Source organism: Streptomyces sp. NBC_00299 (assembly GCF_036173045.1).
Taxonomy (GTDB): domain Bacteria; phylum Actinomycetota; class Actinomycetes; order Streptomycetales; family Streptomycetaceae; genus Streptomyces; species Streptomyces machairae.
The window spans coordinates 5,834,424-5,851,919 of record NZ_CP108039.1 but is presented as its reverse complement, the minus strand read 5'-3'; the positions used below and the strand labels follow the sequence as shown (position 1 = coordinate 5,851,919).

Genomic DNA, 17,496 nt, shown 5'->3' with positions numbered 1-17,496 from the left:
CTACGGCCCCGTAGGTAAACGACGTGTAATCGAAATCACTTCGACAGTCGTTCCACAGAAGCCGCATAACGGACTGTCAGGCTCGGGTGAGTGCCGCGCGGCGACGGTGCCGGGCCACTCTTTCGCGGTTCCCGCAGACCTCACTGGAGCACCAGCGCCTCCTGCGCCCCCGGGACGTATCGACATAAACGATCGGACAGTTGTCGCCCTCGCACTCCCGCAGTCCGGCCCGCGCGGCCGGATCGGTGAGCAGTTCCAGGGCGTCCCGCGCGACGGCGCCGAGCAGGGCGGGGCACTCGGGCGGGTGATCCAACTGCCGTACGAGGGTGCCGTCTTCCCCCCTGACGGCACGGGGGGCCGGTGGCGCCACGCGGGCGATGTCGTTCACGCGGGCGAGCGCGATGTCGTACGACGGCCTGTCGTACGACGTCCAGAGCCCCGAGGCGAGATCACCGCGGACCAACTGGTCGATACAGCCGCGCAGTTCGCAAAAGCCCGCCAGCCAGGAGGCGTCGGCGTGGGTCAGCGGTGTGCCCGGCGGGGCGAGGCCGGCCCCGACGATCCAGGCGCACAACACCTCGACGGAGTCGAACCGTTCCTCGGGGTGCGTGGTCGCGAGGAGATCCAGACAGATCCGCCCGGCGTCGAACCGCAGCTCGAGCGCGCCCGTGGCCGTACCCAGTGCCATGTGCCTGTCACCGCCTAGGGGTCACCCCGGTCATGAGGGGTCGGTGAGATGCCGTGAGGAGAGCTGGGGAGAACCGTTCCCCCTAACAGTGCCTGCCCGGGGGCGGGGCCGGAACCCCTCGTACCGCCTGCGGGCCTGGACGTCCGCGTATGCGGCTGCGCGTGACGGCCATGTTCGGGGGGCGTGCTGGTCCGTTGACTGGAGGGCATGACCACAACACCGAACAGCAAAGTCGTGGGGACCGTACTGGGCGCGGCCACGGTCGCGATGGGCCTGATCGCCGGGGCCTTCTACATCTTCGCCTGCGGGGTGATGCCGGGGTTGGCGCGCAGCGATGACCGGGTGTACGTCGAGGTCATGCGCGACATCAACGACGCGTTCGAGAACCCGGTGTTCTTCCTGAGCTTCTTCGGGGCGATGGTGCTGACGGGCGTATCGGCGTGGCAGGTCCGCGGGACGCCCTACCGGGGGTGGGTATGGGCGGCGGCGACCGCGTACGGGCTGGCCTTCGTGGTCACCGTCCTGTTCAGCATCCCGCTGAACGACAGCCTGAAGGGGGCCGGTGATCCGACCGCCCTGCGGGAGGAGTTCGAGGACCCGTGGCTGGCGTGGAATGTCGTACGGACGGTGCTGTCGACGGTGGCGTTGGGGTGCTTGGGGCGGGCGCTGGTCCTGTACGGGCGGATCTCGCGGGGTTCGGCTGAGCGCCGGTCGGCACCATCGGACCGGCCGGCGTTTGAGGACGAGGCCCGCTCAGGGCCGACGGCGGGAGGCTGGGGGCCGCGGGCCCCCAGAGGGTGACTCCGACGCCGGGTGCCTCCCTACTCGTCCGCGTACTTCGCGTCCGTCGCCGGGTCCAGCGCCAGCCGGTACCCCCGCTTCACCACCGTCTGGATCAGCTTCGGCGCCCCCAGGGCCGTACGGAGCCGGGCCATCGCCGTCTCCACGGCGTGCTCGTCGCGGCCGGCGCCCGGCAGGGCACGCAGCAGCTCCGCGCGGGGCACCACCCAGCCCGGCCGTCGGGACAGGGCCCGCAACAGGGACATGCCCGCGGGCGGTACGGGGCGCAGCGCCCCGTCGACCAGGACCGCATGGCCCCGGATCTCCACCCGGTGCCCGGCGATCGGCAGCGACCGGGCCCGCCCCGGCAGCTCCTGGCACAGCAGCTGGACCAGCGGTCCGAGCCGGAAGCGCTCGGGCTGGACCGTGTCGACGCCGAGCGCCTGCAGGGGCAGTGCGGTGACGGGGCCGACGCAGGCCGGAAGGACGTCGTGGTTGAGGGCGGCGAGCAGTTCGGGAAGCAGGCCGCGCTCCTCGGCCCGCGACAGCAGGGACGCCGCGGCCGGGGCGCTGGTGAAGGTGAGGGCGTCCAGGCCTCGGGAGACGGCCGCGTCCAGCAGCCGGTCGACCGGCCCGATGTCCTCCGGGGGCAGCCACCGGTAGACCGGCACCCCGAGCACCTCCGCTCCCCCGGCCCGCAGCGCCTCCACGAACCCGGGCAGCGGCTCACCGTGCAGCTGGATGGCGACGCGGCGCCCCTCGACGCCCTCCTCCAGCAGCCGGTCCAGCACCTCGGCCATGGACTCGCTGGACGGCGACCACTCCTCCGTCAGCCCGGCGGCCCGTACCGCGCCCTTGACCTTGGGGCCGCGCGCGAGCAGTTCGACGCCGCGCAGCCGTTCCAGCAGGTCCTCGCCGAGGCCCCAGCCGTCGGCGGCCTCGATCCAGCCGCGGAAGCCGATCGCGGTGGTGGCGATCACGACGTCCGGCGTCCGCTGGATGATCTCCTTGGTGGCCGCGAGCAGTTCGCTGTCGTCGGCCAGCGGCACGATGCGCAGGGCGGGGGCGTGCAGTACGGCGGCGCCGCGCCGCTGAAGCAGCGCCCCGAGCTCGTCGGCGCGGCGCGCGGCGGTGACGCCCACGGTGAATCCCGCGAGGGGCCCGTGTTCGGGTTGCTGCTGTTCGTCGTACATAACTCTCGTCCCGCACTCGAGTTGTGATGCCTGCACCAGGGTCTCCCACCGGGGTCGGCGGGAGCGGCTCCTGATCTTCCGGCTCCAGATCTCCTGGCTCCTGGTCTTCTGACGCCTGGTCTTCTGACTCCTGGTCTTCTGGATCCCGATCGCGCCCTTGGTGGTTACACCTGCATGCCGAGCGAGCCTGTCAACGGTGCGTGACAGGCTCGGTTCGACTTGATGTCGGTGGTGTTACGTCACACCTCGGCGTAGCTGAGCTGCGGCTTTGCGTCGGTGGCAGGTGCCGTGTCGGTCTGCGCGGCGGCCGGGCGGCGAAGGTATACGGCCCAGGTGACCGCGAAGCAGAGGCCGTAGAAGGCGAGGAAGGCGACGAAGGCGCCGGTGCCGGAGCCCACGGTGAGGAACGACTGGCGGAAGGCGAGGTTGATGCCGAGTCCGCCGAGTGCGCCCACCGCGCCGATGAGCCCCATGGAGGCACCGGAGAGCCTGCGGCCGTAGGCGGCGGCCTCCTCACCTTCGAGCCCCCTGGCCAGAGCCTTCGTGTGGAAGATGCCGGGGATCATCTTGAACGTCGAGCCGTTGCCGAGGCCGCTGAGCACGAACAGGGCGATGAACGCGGTGGTGAACAGCGGCAGCGACTTCTGCATCGAGGCCACGACGACCACAGCAGTCGCGGCGGCCATACCGACGTAGTTCCACAGCGTGATCTTCGCGCCGCCGTACCGGTCGGCGAGCCAGCCGCCCACGGGCCGGATCAGGGAGCCGAGCAGTGGGCCGATGAAGGTGACGTAGGCGGCCTGGAGCGGTGTACGGCCGAACTGCGTCTGGAGCACCAGCCCGAAGGCGAAGGAGTATCCGATGAACGACCCGAAGGTGCCGATGTAGAGGAAGGACATGATCCAGGTGTGGGCGTCCTTCGCGGCGTCCTTGGCGGCGCCGGTGTCGTTCTTGACGGACGAGATGCTGTCCATCTTCAACCACGCGAGGACGGCGGCGATCACGATGAACGGGATGTAGATCCCGAGCAGCAGGCGCGGCCCGCCGCTGGCGCCGATGACCGCGAGCCCGACGAGCTGCACGACGGGCACGCCGATGTTGCCGCCGCCGGCGTTCAGGCCCAGCGCCCACCCCTTCTTACGGAGCGGGAAGAAGGCGTTGATGTTGGTCATGCTGGAGGCGAAGTTCCCGCCGCCGACGCCGGCCAGCATCGCGCACAGCAGGAAGGTCGTGAACGACGTTCCCGGCTCCATCACGGCGAACGCGGCGACCGTCGGCACCAGCAGCAGACTCGCCGAGACGACCGTCCACATCCGGCCACCGAAGACGGCGACGGCGAAGGTGTACGGGACGCGCACGATGGCGCCGACCAGCGTGGCCATCGAGACGATCGTGAACTTGTCCGCAGGGGTGAGCCCGTACTCCGGCCCCATGAACAGCACCATCACCGACCACAAGGTCCAGATCGAGAACCCGATGTGCTCGGACAGGACGGAGAAGAAGAGGTTGCGCTTGGCGACCTTCTCCCCGGTCTCCTTCCAGAAGGCCTCGTCCTCGGGGTCCCAGTGCTCGATCCAGCGGCCTCCCCTGCTTGCGGCGGGGGCTGTACTCGGGGCTGTCATGACGCCTCCACGGTTCCTTCGGGGCTCGGTCGCGCTGCTCGGTCGCGCTATGAGTGGCTGATCCCGAAGGTAGGGAGGGCGCGTTTCGGGGCTGTGGCATCGGGTGACCGGAAAGGAACTTTGCTCTCACGGTGGGGGGTGGGGGGATGAGAGGTTCTGGTCGCCGTGCCCTGTGCATGGGGAGAGTAGGCGGCTCCGAGCGCAGCGGTTGCTCTGGAGCACAGGGACCCAAGACGGGCTGGCTTCCTCAGGGCCCCGAACGGGGCCCGCTGGCCGTGTCCCGGGCCGACAGGAGCAACGGCGGATGCGTTCACGGCATCCCGGGATCGACGATGCCGATCACTCAGCTGTATCCAGCTGCCCAAGCTTGTCCAATTGCACTCTCACAAGATCATCCGGAACGGAAGCCGGACTCACGCCCTTCACCCCGCTTGGCGGGTTGAAGTCATAGAAGGTCCCGACCGTTGCCCCCTTTCGTGCCACTACCACCGCGAAGGGAACTCTCAACGACTCCCCATCTGGATACGACACGACCTGCACGAGCCGCAGGGAGACGGATTCATCCCCATATCCGGGGTCGAGCCGGGCCTCGACTGCCTCGTAGTCGTACGACTGCTCCACGTCCCGGAAGGCCGTACACTTTTCGGCCGCCGTGCGGAATGCCGCCACTGCAGCTCTCGCATCCGCCATTCTGTGCGACGCGAGAGTCATGGTCGCCCCGGAACCCGAACCTTCAGAGCTGAAGATCCGACCGATCCGCGCGCCGGCGGCATAGGTGCTGCTGCTCTTGCCCAGTGCTTGGAGGATCGGGCTGCACATAGCAGGATCCGCTGTCCTGGTTGAAGGCCTGGCGCTCATCGGCACCCGGCCGGACACCTCGTATCCGTCACGGTCACTGAGCGCTACCTCGTTCAGCTCCGCCTCAGTCCATGGCTTGTTGGGAGCGCCGTCCAACGACGGACCAGCTCCCACGGAACCCGCAGCATCCGTTCCGTCCTTCTCCCCGCATCCGGCAACGAGCAACAGGACCATTACGGTGCCTGCCGTCATGCGCGCGAGCGCGCCGCCGATCGTTTTCATTAAGGTCTCCAGCCCCAATCCTCGATGCCAACTCAGCCTTCGGTGAGGCTGCTGAACGCAACGTCGCACTAACGTGCGTTCACGGCTCTCCGGAGGGTAGACGAATTCGAGTGTCGCCAACGCGCCCTTGGGCCGACCGAGGAACTTCTGTGCCGCCGCCAACACAACCAAGCGAGGTCCTCGCGGAGATCGTCCACTCGAGTCGTCCATGAGGCTCCGCACGCCAAGGGCATGTCGACGGTACGAACGGCCAAACCACGGCCGGCGATGGACTCGAGGCGCTCGACCATACCGCCGAAGGCCCACCGGCTCACGCTCCCGGTAGGGCTCCTCATTTGCAGTCGACTACTGGATCGACATCGATCCGCTCTATCGAGAATATCCTCCGCTGGGAGGGCGCAATACAGACCTCAAAGTGTCGATTGCAGCCTGAGCCTCGACCCTCTCGTCAGCGTCGACCCAGCTCCTCCAGAACCAGCCATCTGCGGGCACTGCCGATTCAAGCGCCTGGATTGCAGACGAGGCAAGGGCGGGCGCAATCGGCTTCGCCAGCCATTCCGTGATGCTCGGGTATTCCTCATTCCAAGCCAAGGAATGCCCGGCTGGAACATTGGCCGCCACTACAGCGGCAGCAGCCACTACCTCCTCAGGCAGCACCGATGAGCTGGAACTTCCATCCGCCGCAATGGCGGCACGGAAAGTACGCTCGACGGCTTCCAGACGCTGCGGTGCGGGATACCTCTCCAGCTCATCGAGGAAATCTTCCGCCGTATCACTGTCGAACGGGCCTGAGCCCCAAGTTCCCATCACAAACTCCAGTAGAGACTTACGGCAAGTATCCGCCAATTGGAACTTCAATCTCTGGGTCCCTTCGATTCAAGAGAGTCCCACCCCTCGCCTTCACCCCTTCCATCATCGTCTGTTCCATCCGGCGAATCGCCGTTTTACTCGTACCGCTAGGCAGGGTGAAGTAGGTGACGTTCACCACGTCGCCGGTCGTATATCCGGCCTTGCTGACCGCATGCTTCGACCGCATCGACTTATTCACTCTCTCCCTGATGCTTGTTGTGGAGCTTCCTACGTACTTCGTTCCGTCATTCAAGTGAATGGTGTAGATACCCGGCGCCTCCGGCACATCGAACCGGGTTCCCGGGAGTGTCCCCGGCTTGCAATTCGAATTGTGAACGAGGACCGGCGTCTCGCCTGCCAGCACATAGTACGTATGCAGGTCGTCAACCGTAAGGTTGTACGTACGGGCGTGCTTGGTGAAGGCACGGTTGGCGGTGACGATGACCGTGTCGCCCTCGTCGGTGAGAAGACTCGTGCCAGGCTTGAGGTCTCCCGCCTCGACCCAGATACGCTCCGACGGAGACCAGAACGGGTGCTCGTGGGTGGCGGTGAGCTTCTCGATGCCGTCCGCCGTCGCTATGGACAGCTCGTTGAAGTGTTTGTCGGCCTCGGTCCGGATTAGCCGGGTTACCTTCCGGGGGCCGGTATCACCGGTTTCTGGGTCGGTGGCCTGGACCTCGTCGCCGAGTTCGACGTCCTCGATGTCCTTAGTCGTGCCGTCCGCCATGAGAACGTTCGTGCCGGCCAGGAAGCACCTGCACCCGCCGAGTCCCTTGGTCGCCTTCGGGGACCGGCCGCCGGTGATCAGGACAGCTATGAAGTCTTCGATGAGCTTGCCGCGCTCGAAGGCCTCGGCGTCCGCCACACACTTGTTGAAGTTCTCGACGCAATAATTGGCAGCGATGCTCTTGGCCTTCGCCACATCGTCGTGCTTCAGCAGGTACTTGTACGCCTGACGGCAAGCCTCACGACCGAAGCACGCGTTGGCCGGCCCGCTGTTCTCATAGACAGGGGTGACCCAGTAGTTGCTGTTCGGCGAGTCACCGTTCGGGCTGTTCATCTGGAAATGCCGCAGCAGATCCTGGATGTCGTTCGTCGTGGGCGTCTGGCTGCTGACCCACGCCGCGCCGTTGCCCGAGTCGTTGCCGCCACCGCCACCGCCGGCAGGGCGAGAGCAGCTTCCGTTGTGGCAGCTGCCCGCGCTCGGGTTGCCGGGGTCGATGGGGCCGGTGGTGATGATTTCGCCGGATCCGTCTCCCTTCGGGACTCCGACACCACACTGGTCGGCGCGGCACAGTCCGGTGGGGTCGGAATGTGACACCGGGCTGTTGCCCGCGTACGCGTAGCCGTTCATCTGGAGCGGCTCAGCGAAGTCGATGACCGGGTCCGCGGAGAGGAAGCGGCCGGAGCTCTGGTCGTACTCGCGGGCTCCGACGTGAGTCAGGCCCGTGGCTGCGTCGTCGATGCCAACGCCCAGGTAGCTGCGCTTGTTCGGCCATGTCGACGGCTTGGGGCCGCGGAGTTCCCCATAAGGCTTGAACGAACGGCGGGTGACGGGCTGGCCGCTCGACACTTCCACAGACGTGTTTGCCGTGCCGAGGTGATCCGCGAGCAGGACGTTCAGCTTGTGGCCCGTCGTCGCGCCGTTGCTCGCGGTGCGGGTCACCGTGGGTGCACCGGGCTGGGCGTAGGAGCGGGAGGCCCTGGTGATCGCGCCCGCGGAGTTCGTGGTCACCTCCGCCCCGCCCAGGTAGAGCGTCGAGCCCGACGGTGAGTTCTCCAAGATGCGGTTGCCGGCGGCGTCGTAGACGTACGTCGTCTTTTTGCCGTCGGCGGTGATCGTGTCGAGCTTGTCCTCGGACGTCCAGGTCAGGTTCTGGGTGGTGGCGGGCAGATCGCGGACCTCCGTGTTGCCCACGGCGTCGTATGTGTAACTGCTGCCCTTGCCCGACGGGGTGGAGCTGATCCACTTCATCGTGTGCGGCTGCGATGCGGTGGCGTAGCCGTACGTGTAGGTGACGTTCTTGGTCGCGTCCGCCGGGTCGTGTTCCGTCAGCGAGGCGCGGTTGCCCAGCCAGTCGAAGGTGAAGGACTGGCGGTACGCCGTCGCTCCAGTGACGACGGACTGCGCGTCAGGTGCAGCGGCCGACATGGTCGACGACAAGGAGGCGTCGGGGCTGGAACTGTCGCTCGCGGTGTCCGGAGCGTGGGCCACCGGGCCGGAGGAGTTCCGGTAGTCCGTGCGGTAGCCCCAGGTCGTGCCGTTCGACGCCTTGCAACCGGTGCCGTTGCCGGCCGGGGTGATCTTGGACGTCCAGGCGTTCACCAGCTCGCCCATCACGTCGTACGTGAAGCACTGGGTGTCCCACGTCGAGCCGGAAGCCTCCGACAGCTGGCGGGCGTTCGAGGTGATGCCGCCGGACGCGTCGTATGAGTAGTAGCTGTCCGTGATGCGGTGCGGTCCTGAGGTCTCGCGGTCGGTGACCGTGCGCTGGAGGCTGCCGGTGCGCGGGTCCACGAAGTTGGTGGTCCAGACCCGGTGGGGCTGGGAGCTGGACACCGTGCGCAGGACCTCGCCGTACGGCGAGTAGGTCGCGTCGGACGTGTACCAGGCAAGGCCGGAGGTCGACTCGGGCAGGCCGTCGCTGTTGTAGCGGGTGACGACCTTCTCCTTCGCCAGTCCGCCTACGGCCGGCAAAGTGACCGACTGCGGTTGGCCGGTCTGGGTGTAGGTGTACGAGGAGGCGTACGTTCCCGACAGACCCGCTGTCAGCGTGTTCGACGGGATCACCGTCTCACTGCCCGTGGGCCGGTAGTCGGTGTCGTAGCCGGTGACCCGGTTGATGTAGTCGCCACCCGACGTGTGCCGGGTCGCGGCGACCTGCTGGCCCAGTGCGCCCGGCAGGCTGTCGTACGTGAACGACCTGACCGGGGCGGCGGTCGCCGAGCCATCACGGACGTGCGTCACCCGGCCGAGCTCGTCGTAATCCGTGTACGTCGACCGTGACTTGGCATCCGTCGTCTTGACCGGCCGGTCGGCCTCGTCGTACCAGGTATCCGTCTTGCCCGTGTCGGGGTCGGTGGTCGAGGTCACGCGGCCCCGGGCGTCGTACGTGTAGGTCCAGGCGTTGCCCGCCGGGTCCGTGACCTTCGTGCGGTAGCCGCGGGCGTCGTATTCGTACGTCGTCTTGCGGCCACTGGTCTCGGAAGTGGCCGGTTCCCAGTTGGTCTTGGCGGCGTTGTCCTTGTAGTGGCGGATGGCGGTGACCCGGCCCAGGGCGTCGGTGTATGTGCGCGTCTGAGGGGCGGTCGAACCCGCCGGGTCCGTGAAGGCGCTGGTGTCGTCGTAGAAGGTGTACGAGAGGTAGTCGGCCCTGTATGTGTCGCCGTGGTACGTCAGCTGGATCGACGGCCGTTCCAGCCCGTCATACATGTACTGGAGCCGGCTCGGGATCAGCGCATTCGATCTCGGCGCGAACAACTCGGCCGCCGGCTCGCCCTTCGCGAGGTAGCCGCTCGTCTGCTCGAGGACCAGGCCGTGGTCGTCGTACTTCGTGTCGGTGATGATCCGGCCTGGTCCGTGCGCCTCGGACTGGGTCTGGACCTGGCGCATCAGGCCGTCGTAGATCGTCACCTGGCTGCTGTACGTGCCGTCGTCCTTCAGTGTCTTCGTGGTGACGGTGGCCGGCCTGGTCGCGGTGGAGGTGGCCACCGCCGCTTGGTACGCGATCTCCACGTCCGGGGATTTGCCGCCCGAGGAACGTGACGGCGACCAGCCCTTCACGAGGCGGCCGAGGGCGTCGTACTCGTTGCGCGTGACTCGGCCGTTGGCGTCCGTGACCGTCAGCGCCAGGCTGCGGCCTGGGTCGAAGGCCGTTGTGACGGCGTGGCCCTTGGCGTTGATCGTCTTCACCAAGGTGACCGGTCCGCCCGTATCCGCAGGCGTGTACTGCGTTTCTGTGGTGCCCGCGCCCGGCTTGGTGACGGTGCGGATGCGCCCCAGTAGGTCGTAGGTGGTCTTGGTGACGACCGAGTACGAGGTTCCGGCACCGTTGACGCCGGCAGAGGAGGTGACCCGCCCCTTCGTCGGAATCTCGCCGTACCCCAGGTCGTCGTAGCTGTTGCGCACCGCCTTGATGAGCTTGGTGGCCGGGTCAGCCGTGTCGTGGGCCGCGCAGGACGTGCCCGTGCTGCGCTGCTCCTTCGGCAGGCCGATCAGCCAAGCGGACGTGTTGTGAACATACGACGTCTTGGTGCAGGTCTGCTCGGAGAGGGTCTCACCGGTGCCGCCGTTCGGCTTCACCACGGCGGTCTCCACCTGGATCGGCAGGCCGTATGTGTCGTCGACCGTCGTCAGTGTCCGGACGGACCGCCAACTGCTGTCGACGGGCTGGATCTCCTCCGTACGCTCGATCCCGCTGCGGTGCGCGAGCAGCGGATCCATGTCCGTGCCGTTGTCGGCCTCCCGAGGGCGGGATGCGGTCTGCTTCGACCAGGGGTAGTTGAGTGTGCGCTTGTGGATCCGCTTGTCGGCGTCGCGATAGGTGATGCTCTCCGCCGTCACGCCCGCGTATTGCGGCGCGTCGTCGGCGACCAGCGTGTGCGTGCCCGTGGAGTCCTTGACTGCGCCGCCCACTCCCTGGAAGTACCGGGTCTCGGAGTACGACTGGGCCTGCGGGTAGTTCGGCTGTTTGCTGGTTCTGCTGCCCTTGGCGACGGCCACCTGGCGGTAGCCGCGCCAGACGCTGTACGTACGCAGGGACGGGCGGGTGAACTCGTCGTCGCTCTTGGCCCAGGCGGGGTCCGTGTACTTGTACGTCGTGCGGATGGGCTTGCCGCGAGAGGTGACCTTGTCGGTCTCGGTCACGGAGTCGACCACGTACTTGTTGAACCAGGCCTTCGCAGGCGTCTTCTCGTCGCCGTCGGGCGACCAGCGGACGGGATAGCAGGTGCCGTTCTTCTCGCCCTTGTCCTCGGACGGCTCGGTGGCGCAGCCGCCTGTGTACTCGACCTCGATGTCACCGCCGTGCTCCGTGGCCACCGTGCCGATGCGCGGGCGCGTGAACGCGGGACGCTGGTCGTTCGGGCCGCTCGGCACCAGGTTCGGCAACTGGCGGTCCTTCAGGCGCCCCCGCAGAGGCGAGATGGATCCGACCGAGTACTCGGCGAAGCTGACGCCGTCCTTGTGCTGGAGGGTGCCGGTGGTGTCCCCGGGGGCGAAGCCGCGTCGCGTGATCGAGTTGAGCCACAGGCCAGGGGCCGTGTCGTACCAGTCCTCGGGGAAGGACTGGTGGAGTTCGTACGTGTCGACCTTGCCCAGGCCCGTCTGTCCTGCGCGTGCGGCCTTCGTCGTCACCGAGTCCAGACGCATCTGCGTCCAGAAGGACGGGAATGACGGGCACAGCTTTGACGTGGACTTGCAGTTGAGGTTGCCGGGCGTGTCCCACCAAGGGCGGTATGCGCCAGGGTCGTCGGTCTTGGCGAAGTTGGCGGCATCGCAGGCCGTGTCCGACTTCAGGCACCGCTGCTTGACGCCGAACTCGACGATGACGGACGCCTTGGTCAGGTCGGACGAGCGCAGACCGTACTCGATCGAGGTCGGGTAGGCGTAACGGTCGTACTGTTCAGGAACCTTGAACTTCTTTTTGACGGCGTAGTAGTTGGACTCCTGCTTCCAGTTGACCACCATCACGTTGCCGTGCACGTCGACGACCTTGTCCAGGCCCCAGCGCCAGGCCTGTTTCTTGCCGGCACCACAGCGGGAGTCGGCGAAGGCGGTGGCGTGGCAGGGCTCACCCGGGTGGTTGCCGAAGACGGGGACCGTGGAAACGGAGCTCGTGTCGGCGTGGCCGCCGCCGACCTGGTTGAGTCCGAAGTAGTACTTGGTTCCGTCTTGGGTCGTGACGATCCAGTGCTCACCGTTGTTGTCGCCGTTGGTTCCACCCGTCCGGCGCTCCACACGGGTTCCATCGTCGCTCTGGGGGCGGTAGATCTCGGTGTCCGTCTCGGGGTTGCTGCCCGCCGGCGCGTCCCGCACCAGCTCTACGCTCCGGCCGCCCAGCGACATCACCGCGTTGTACGACACCCAGCACAGGTCGGACGTCTTGTCCTTCTTGGCCGAGTTGTTGGGCGTGCCGGACTTCAGCGTCTTGCGGTCGTCCTGACAGGTTCGGTAGCGGCGCTCGATGTGGCCGGGGTCGTAGTCCCAGCCCTCGCCGATCCATGAAGACTGCGGAGAGGACACCGCGACACGGCCGTCCACCGTCTGGGAGTTGTAGTTGAAGGAGATGCCGGGAGCCGGGCCGGCCGGAGCCGCGGGAAGCGTCAGCGGGTACGACCACGTGAACGCACCGGACGAACCGCCCGCCCCCCACTTGCCGTTGGAGGCCAGAGGCGTGGCCTTGAAGGTACCGCCCGCACCACCGCCGGAGTCGACCGCACCGATGACCGCGGCGTCTCCGGTCGCGGCAACGGGGGTGACCGACGTGCGGTACGCGGCCCGGGCGACGGACGGACCGTCGGAGTCGGCGGCGCCCGCCGAAGCCGGAGTCACCGTTCCATCCGCCGCCGTGTCGACCGTCGCAGTGATCGACCGGGACTTGGTGTCGTTAGCCGTCTCCAGTTCCTCGTATGTCTGGCACGCCTCGACGTCCGGCGTGGTCAGGTAGCACTCGGGGAACTGGACGAAGCGCAGCCGGGAGGCCCAGTCGGCGCCGTACAGGTTCTTGAACTTGGCGTAGTCGAGTTTGACCGAGATCGGGACCGAACCGGTCGCGGGCGCTTGCACCTTGACGACGGCGCCGTCGACACCCTGGGAGACGGGGGCGGTGCGGTCGAAGACCTGGACGGACCAGGTGCCCGTCGGGGCCTGCTGGTCCGGGGCCTGCCCGAGACTGACGGGTAGGTCGTCGACAGGGGTCAGGGCGGCCTGCCGGGCGGTGGTGCCTGCGCGTGCCGAGGCCGGTGTCGTGGCCGCCGCCGTAGAGCCGAAGCTGACCGTCCCGGAGTCGGCGACCGGCGCGGTGGCTGTGCCCGCGGGAGCCGCTTCCTGGTCCTGCGGGATCTCGACCTTGAGGGTTTCCAGGTCCCGCTCGAAGGTCTCACCGGCGACCGGCTCGTCCTGGTCGAGCGTCTCCAGGTCCAGGGTCTCGCGACCCTTCTCCTCAACTGCTGGGTCGGGCGGCAGAGCCAGCGACTGCGCAGGCAGCAGGCCCACCAGCAGGGCGGCACCGAGGACGGGTACGACGGCCGTGCGCAGACGACGCAGATGACGGCGACGGACATGCGAAAAGCGACCGAACACGACGAAGTCCCCCCGGACCACCGAGGCGGGACCGGGTTCGGACCACGCGTGATGGCGTATCAGATAGCGCAGATTTTGTGACCACTTCGTGGAGTTCCGCTAGATCAGATGTGCGGATGTGATGATCACCACGGTGCGTAACGATCCATAGCGGTACGTGATGCCCGAGTTTGGTACCTTTCCGGGATAGCGGAAGGTATTGCACCTTCGCGATCAACCGCTTGATTCGTAAATCCCTTGGCAAATGGCAGTCAAATCAGCCGCGTTAATCAATGATTCGCGGTGGTTTACCCACAAGTCCGAGATGACATAGCCGAGTTACTGCTCTCCACGCACAACCACCCTTACGGCCACCGAGGTTGATCGGCTCAAACCCCTTCACCGCTCGCGAAGCGTGACGACTGCCCGCTCATGGGTCATCATCGGCTCGCCCGGCCGCGCCCTGTCCCGCCGCCGGTTCCAAGGGGGAAGGGGAGCTCGCCCGATGACGCGCAAGACGCGTAACTGGCGCCGTGCGCCCGGACGGCGGACCACCGCCGCCATAGTGACCGCGGCGCTCGCCGCTACCGGCATCGCGTTCATCGGCCTCGGTCCGGACGGCCCAGGTCCGCGTGACGCGTCCGCCCGAGAGGCGAAGGCGAAGCCCGTGGTCGAGGCCGCCGCGATCGCGCGGGCGTCGAAGACCGGCAAGTCCGTCGAGGTCACCGCGCTGCGCACCGCGCACTCCACTACGTGGGCTCGGCCCGACGGTCTGATGGCCAAGAAGCTGTACTCGCCTCCGGTCCGGGCCAAGGTGGGCGGCGAATGGAGGGAGATCGACTACGACCTCCACCGGACGAAGGCCGGTTGGCAGCCCCGGGCCACGAACACCCGAGTCGTGTTCTCGGCCGGCTCCGCGGCGGGCGGCCGAGAGCAGCGCGCCTCGCGCTCCACCGTGCGCCGGGCCTCTCTGGTGCAGGGGCTGAAGGGAGCCGCCGCTGATGAGACCGCGAGCCCCCTGGTCACCCTGACCGCCGACGGCCAGGAGATCCAGCTCACCTGGCCGGGCACGATCCCGGCTCCGATCATCGACGGCTCGCGCGCCCTGTACCCCGAGATCTTCCCGGGCGCCGACCTGGTGCTGACGGCCGACGACGACGGGTTCGCCCAACTGCTGGTCCTCAAGAACCGGCAGGCCGCGGCAGATCCCCGGGCCCGGCAGATCTCGTACGGCATCACCTCCCCGACGCTGAACTTCCGGCTGGATCCGATCACGGGCATCCTCACCGCCGAGGACGTCTTCGCCAACGAGGTCGCGATGTCGCCGACCCCTCTGATGTGGGACAGCAGCGGCCGGCCTGCCGTCACCGACGGATCGGTCGGCGCCACCGCCCAGCCGACCACGTCGGAGAGCCCCGCACCGGCCGAATCGGCCACCGACGGGCCGAGCGAGAGTCCGAGCCCCACCGAGGAGCTCATCGAGACCGACGAGCAGGCGGACACCGCCCCTGAGACGCTGCCGGCGGCCACCGACGGCCCCGAGCCCTCGGTGCCGGAGTCCCCGCTGCCGTCCGCCCCGGCCGAACCGACGCCCGCGCCCTCGCAGACCGGCTCGGCGGCCACGCTCAGCCTTCCCGGGCTCGACGGCCCCTCGCCCGACTCGCGCGGCGAGCTGGTCGAGCCCAGCCTGACGGGGCCGAACTGGAAGCTCACCCCCGACCTGGCCTTCCTCGACGACCCGGCCACCACGTACCCCGTCTTCATCGACCCGTCGGTGAAGAAGCACACGCAGAACTGGACCACCGCCTACAGCCGTCATCCGAACGCCACTTTCTACAACGGCAAGGGCTTCAACAAGGGCGGCACGCACGAGGCCCGTGTCGGCTTCGAGTCGGACACGTGGGGCACCTCCCGCTCGTACTTCAACATCGCCTTCGACAAGGACCTCAAGGGCACCAAGATCACCAGCGCGAAGCTGCGCATGCTGGAGACCTACTCCTGGTCCTGCAGCGCCCGTTCGATGAGCGTGCACCTCACCGGGTCGGTCAACGGCAAGACCAACTGGAAGAACGCACCCAAACTGCACGACGGCAACAAGTTCGCGACCAAGAGCTTCGCGCACGGATACAAGTCCGGATGCCGGGACGCCTACGAGACGTTCGACGTGCGCAAGGCGGCACAGAAGCAGGCCGACCAGGGCAAGGAAACCATCACCTTCGGCCTGCGGGCACGGGACGAGCACTCGCAGTACTCGTGGAAGAAGTTCCAGGCGAACGGCGACAACGCCCCGGTCCTCGAACTCGTCTACAACCGCAAGCCCACCATCGACTCCAAGTCGCTCGACCTCGGCCCCGACGCCAAGTGCACCACCACCGAGCCGTACGTCCGCATGGGCTCGGGCGACCTGACGTTCACCGCGCGGGGGTCCGACAAGGACAACAACCTCGACTACCTCGACTTTGACCTGTGGCCGCACGGCAAGTGGGACACGAAGGGCGATCTGCTGGGCTCCACCGGCAAGGTGTCCGTCGGCGGTGACAAGGGCACCGCACTGCGCACGACATCGGGTTTCTCCACCAGCAAGCTCACGAACGGAACCCTGTACTCGTGGCGGGTACGCGCCGTCGACGACGCCGGTGTGAGTTCGAGTTTCGCGCCGGCCAGGACGCCATGCCGCTTCGTCCTCGACACCACCGTGCCGAAGCCGCCGAAGGTCAGCTCCACCGACTTCCCCAACGCCGACGGCGGCGAGAACGGCTTCGGCAACGACGGCGAGGACGCCAACTGGTCGACCAAGAAGTTCGGCACACCCGGATCGTTCACGGTCCGCGCGCTCAACAGCGACGTCGTGCGCTACGAGTACGGCTTCAACTCGGCCAGCTACACCGGCAGCCTTCCCCGCACCGCCGGCACGGCCACCAGCGTCAGCGCGATCATCTCCAACGCCAAACCGCCGACGGCCGGGCCCAACGTGCTCTACGTGAGGGCCGTGGACAGCGCCGGTAATCCCTCGGATGCCACGAAGTACTTCTTCTACGTCACGCCCCGGGACCAGGCCGACTCGCCCGGCGACTTCACGGGCGACAAGCTGCCCGACATGATGGTGGTCACCGAGGCCGGCAATCTGGGCATGTATCCGTCGCAGGCCACCGCCACCGACCTCGCCAAGGGCAGTGGCGACCTGGACTACTCGATGCCCGGCGCCTACCGGGCCAACCCCGAGAAAGACCCCAACGGCGACGAGCTGCCACCCTATGCAGCTGCGCCCAATGGCCACTTCAAGGGCGCCCTGATCACCCACAACGGCGACATCTACGGCGGTGACGGCCTCCAGGACCTGGTCGTCCGCGTCGGGGGCAAGCTGTGGGTGTACCCCGGTGACGGATACGGCGCCGTCAACATCGACAAGCGCCGCGAGATCCTCCTCCCGGAGGGTGCCCCCAACCCCGCCGACCTGACCCAGTTCGTGTCGGCGGGCGATGCCACAGGGGACGGCCGGACCGACTTCTTCGCCACCATCGGCGACGAGCTGTGGGTCTTCACCGGCTACCACGGGGCGACCATCGACCAGGCGACCCGGCTGTGGGCCTCGGGATGGACCAGCCGGGACATCGTCAGCGCGCTGGACATCAGCGGCGACGGAGTCACCGACCTCGTCTACCGGTCCGACTCGTCGGGCAGGCTCCTGCTGCGCAAGGGCATCGCCGCATCCGGTGGCGGGGTGAGCCTGACGTCACTGGGCAATGCCGGAAGTTCGGCCGGGGGCGATGACAGTGAGTACGGCGCCTCGGGGTGGGCGGTCAGCAACTTCCCGCTGCTGATGGGCACCCCCGACGCCAACGGCGACACCGTCCCGGACATATGGGGCGTGCGGTCCGACGGGTCCGTGCGCTTCTACGCGGGCGGCAAGGCCACCGTCGTGCCGGGGTCGGGCGCAGAGATCATCGGTGCGGCCAGTTACTGGAAGACCCGCATCGCCATCGGGTGACCCGGTCCCTGGCC

The 17,496-nt window shown here is 67.6% G+C and carries 8 protein-coding genes; 2 read left to right on the top strand and 6 right to left on the bottom strand.

Going from position 1 to position 17,496, the window contains the following annotated elements:
* Positions 1-76: 76 nt before the first annotated feature.
* Positions 77-688 (bottom strand): CGNR zinc finger domain-containing protein, encoded by a 612-nt coding sequence (locus tag OHT51_RS25980; RefSeq protein WP_328881322.1) that lies wholly within the window; start codon positions 686-688, stop codon positions 77-79.
* A gap of 207 nt (positions 689-895) precedes the next feature.
* Here OHT51_RS25980 and OHT51_RS25975 point away from each other — a divergent pair, with 207 nt between their 5' ends.
* Positions 896-1,489, top strand: a complete 594-nt coding sequence (locus tag OHT51_RS25975) for an anthrone oxygenase family protein (protein ID WP_328881321.1) — start codon at positions 896-898, stop codon at positions 1,487-1,489.
* Between the two features lie 20 nt (positions 1,490-1,509).
* Here the strand turns inward: OHT51_RS25975 and OHT51_RS25970 are convergent, their stop codons facing one another.
* The 5 genes from OHT51_RS25970 to OHT51_RS25955 form a co-directional block, all read right to left on the bottom strand.
* A complete protein-coding gene (locus tag OHT51_RS25970; RefSeq protein ID WP_328881320.1) occupies positions 1,510-2,661 on the bottom strand; it encodes a uroporphyrinogen-III synthase in 1,152 nt (383 codons plus the stop codon).
* 239 nt (positions 2,662-2,900) lie between these two features.
* Positions 2,901-4,283 (bottom strand): nitrate/nitrite transporter, encoded by a 1,383-nt coding sequence (locus OHT51_RS25965; protein ID WP_328881319.1) that lies wholly within the window; start codon positions 4,281-4,283, stop codon positions 2,901-2,903.
* Positions 4,284-4,622: 339 nt separating this feature from the next.
* On the bottom strand, positions 4,623-5,363 hold the full coding sequence (locus OHT51_RS25960) for a hypothetical protein (RefSeq protein WP_328881318.1): 741 nt from the start codon (positions 5,361-5,363) through the stop codon (positions 4,623-4,625).
* 369 nt (positions 5,364-5,732) lie between these two features.
* On the bottom strand, positions 5,733-6,170 hold the full coding sequence (locus OHT51_RS43385; RefSeq protein ID WP_443052732.1) for a DUF4259 domain-containing protein: 438 nt from the start codon (positions 6,168-6,170) through the stop codon (positions 5,733-5,735).
* Between the two features lie 19 nt (positions 6,171-6,189).
* The gene (locus OHT51_RS25955; RefSeq protein ID WP_328881317.1) at positions 6,190-13,515 is read right to left on the bottom strand and encodes a polymorphic toxin-type HINT domain-containing protein; all 7,326 of its coding nucleotides are present in this window, start codon (positions 13,513-13,515) and stop codon (positions 6,190-6,192) included.
* A 484-nt stretch (positions 13,516-13,999) separates the two neighbouring features.
* Here OHT51_RS25955 and OHT51_RS25950 point away from each other — a divergent pair, with 484 nt between their 5' ends.
* Positions 14,000-17,482: a DNRLRE domain-containing protein gene (locus tag OHT51_RS25950; protein WP_328881316.1), complete on the top strand. Its 3,483-nt coding sequence runs from the start codon at positions 14,000-14,002 to the stop codon at positions 17,480-17,482.
* Positions 17,483-17,496 lie beyond the last annotated feature (14 nt).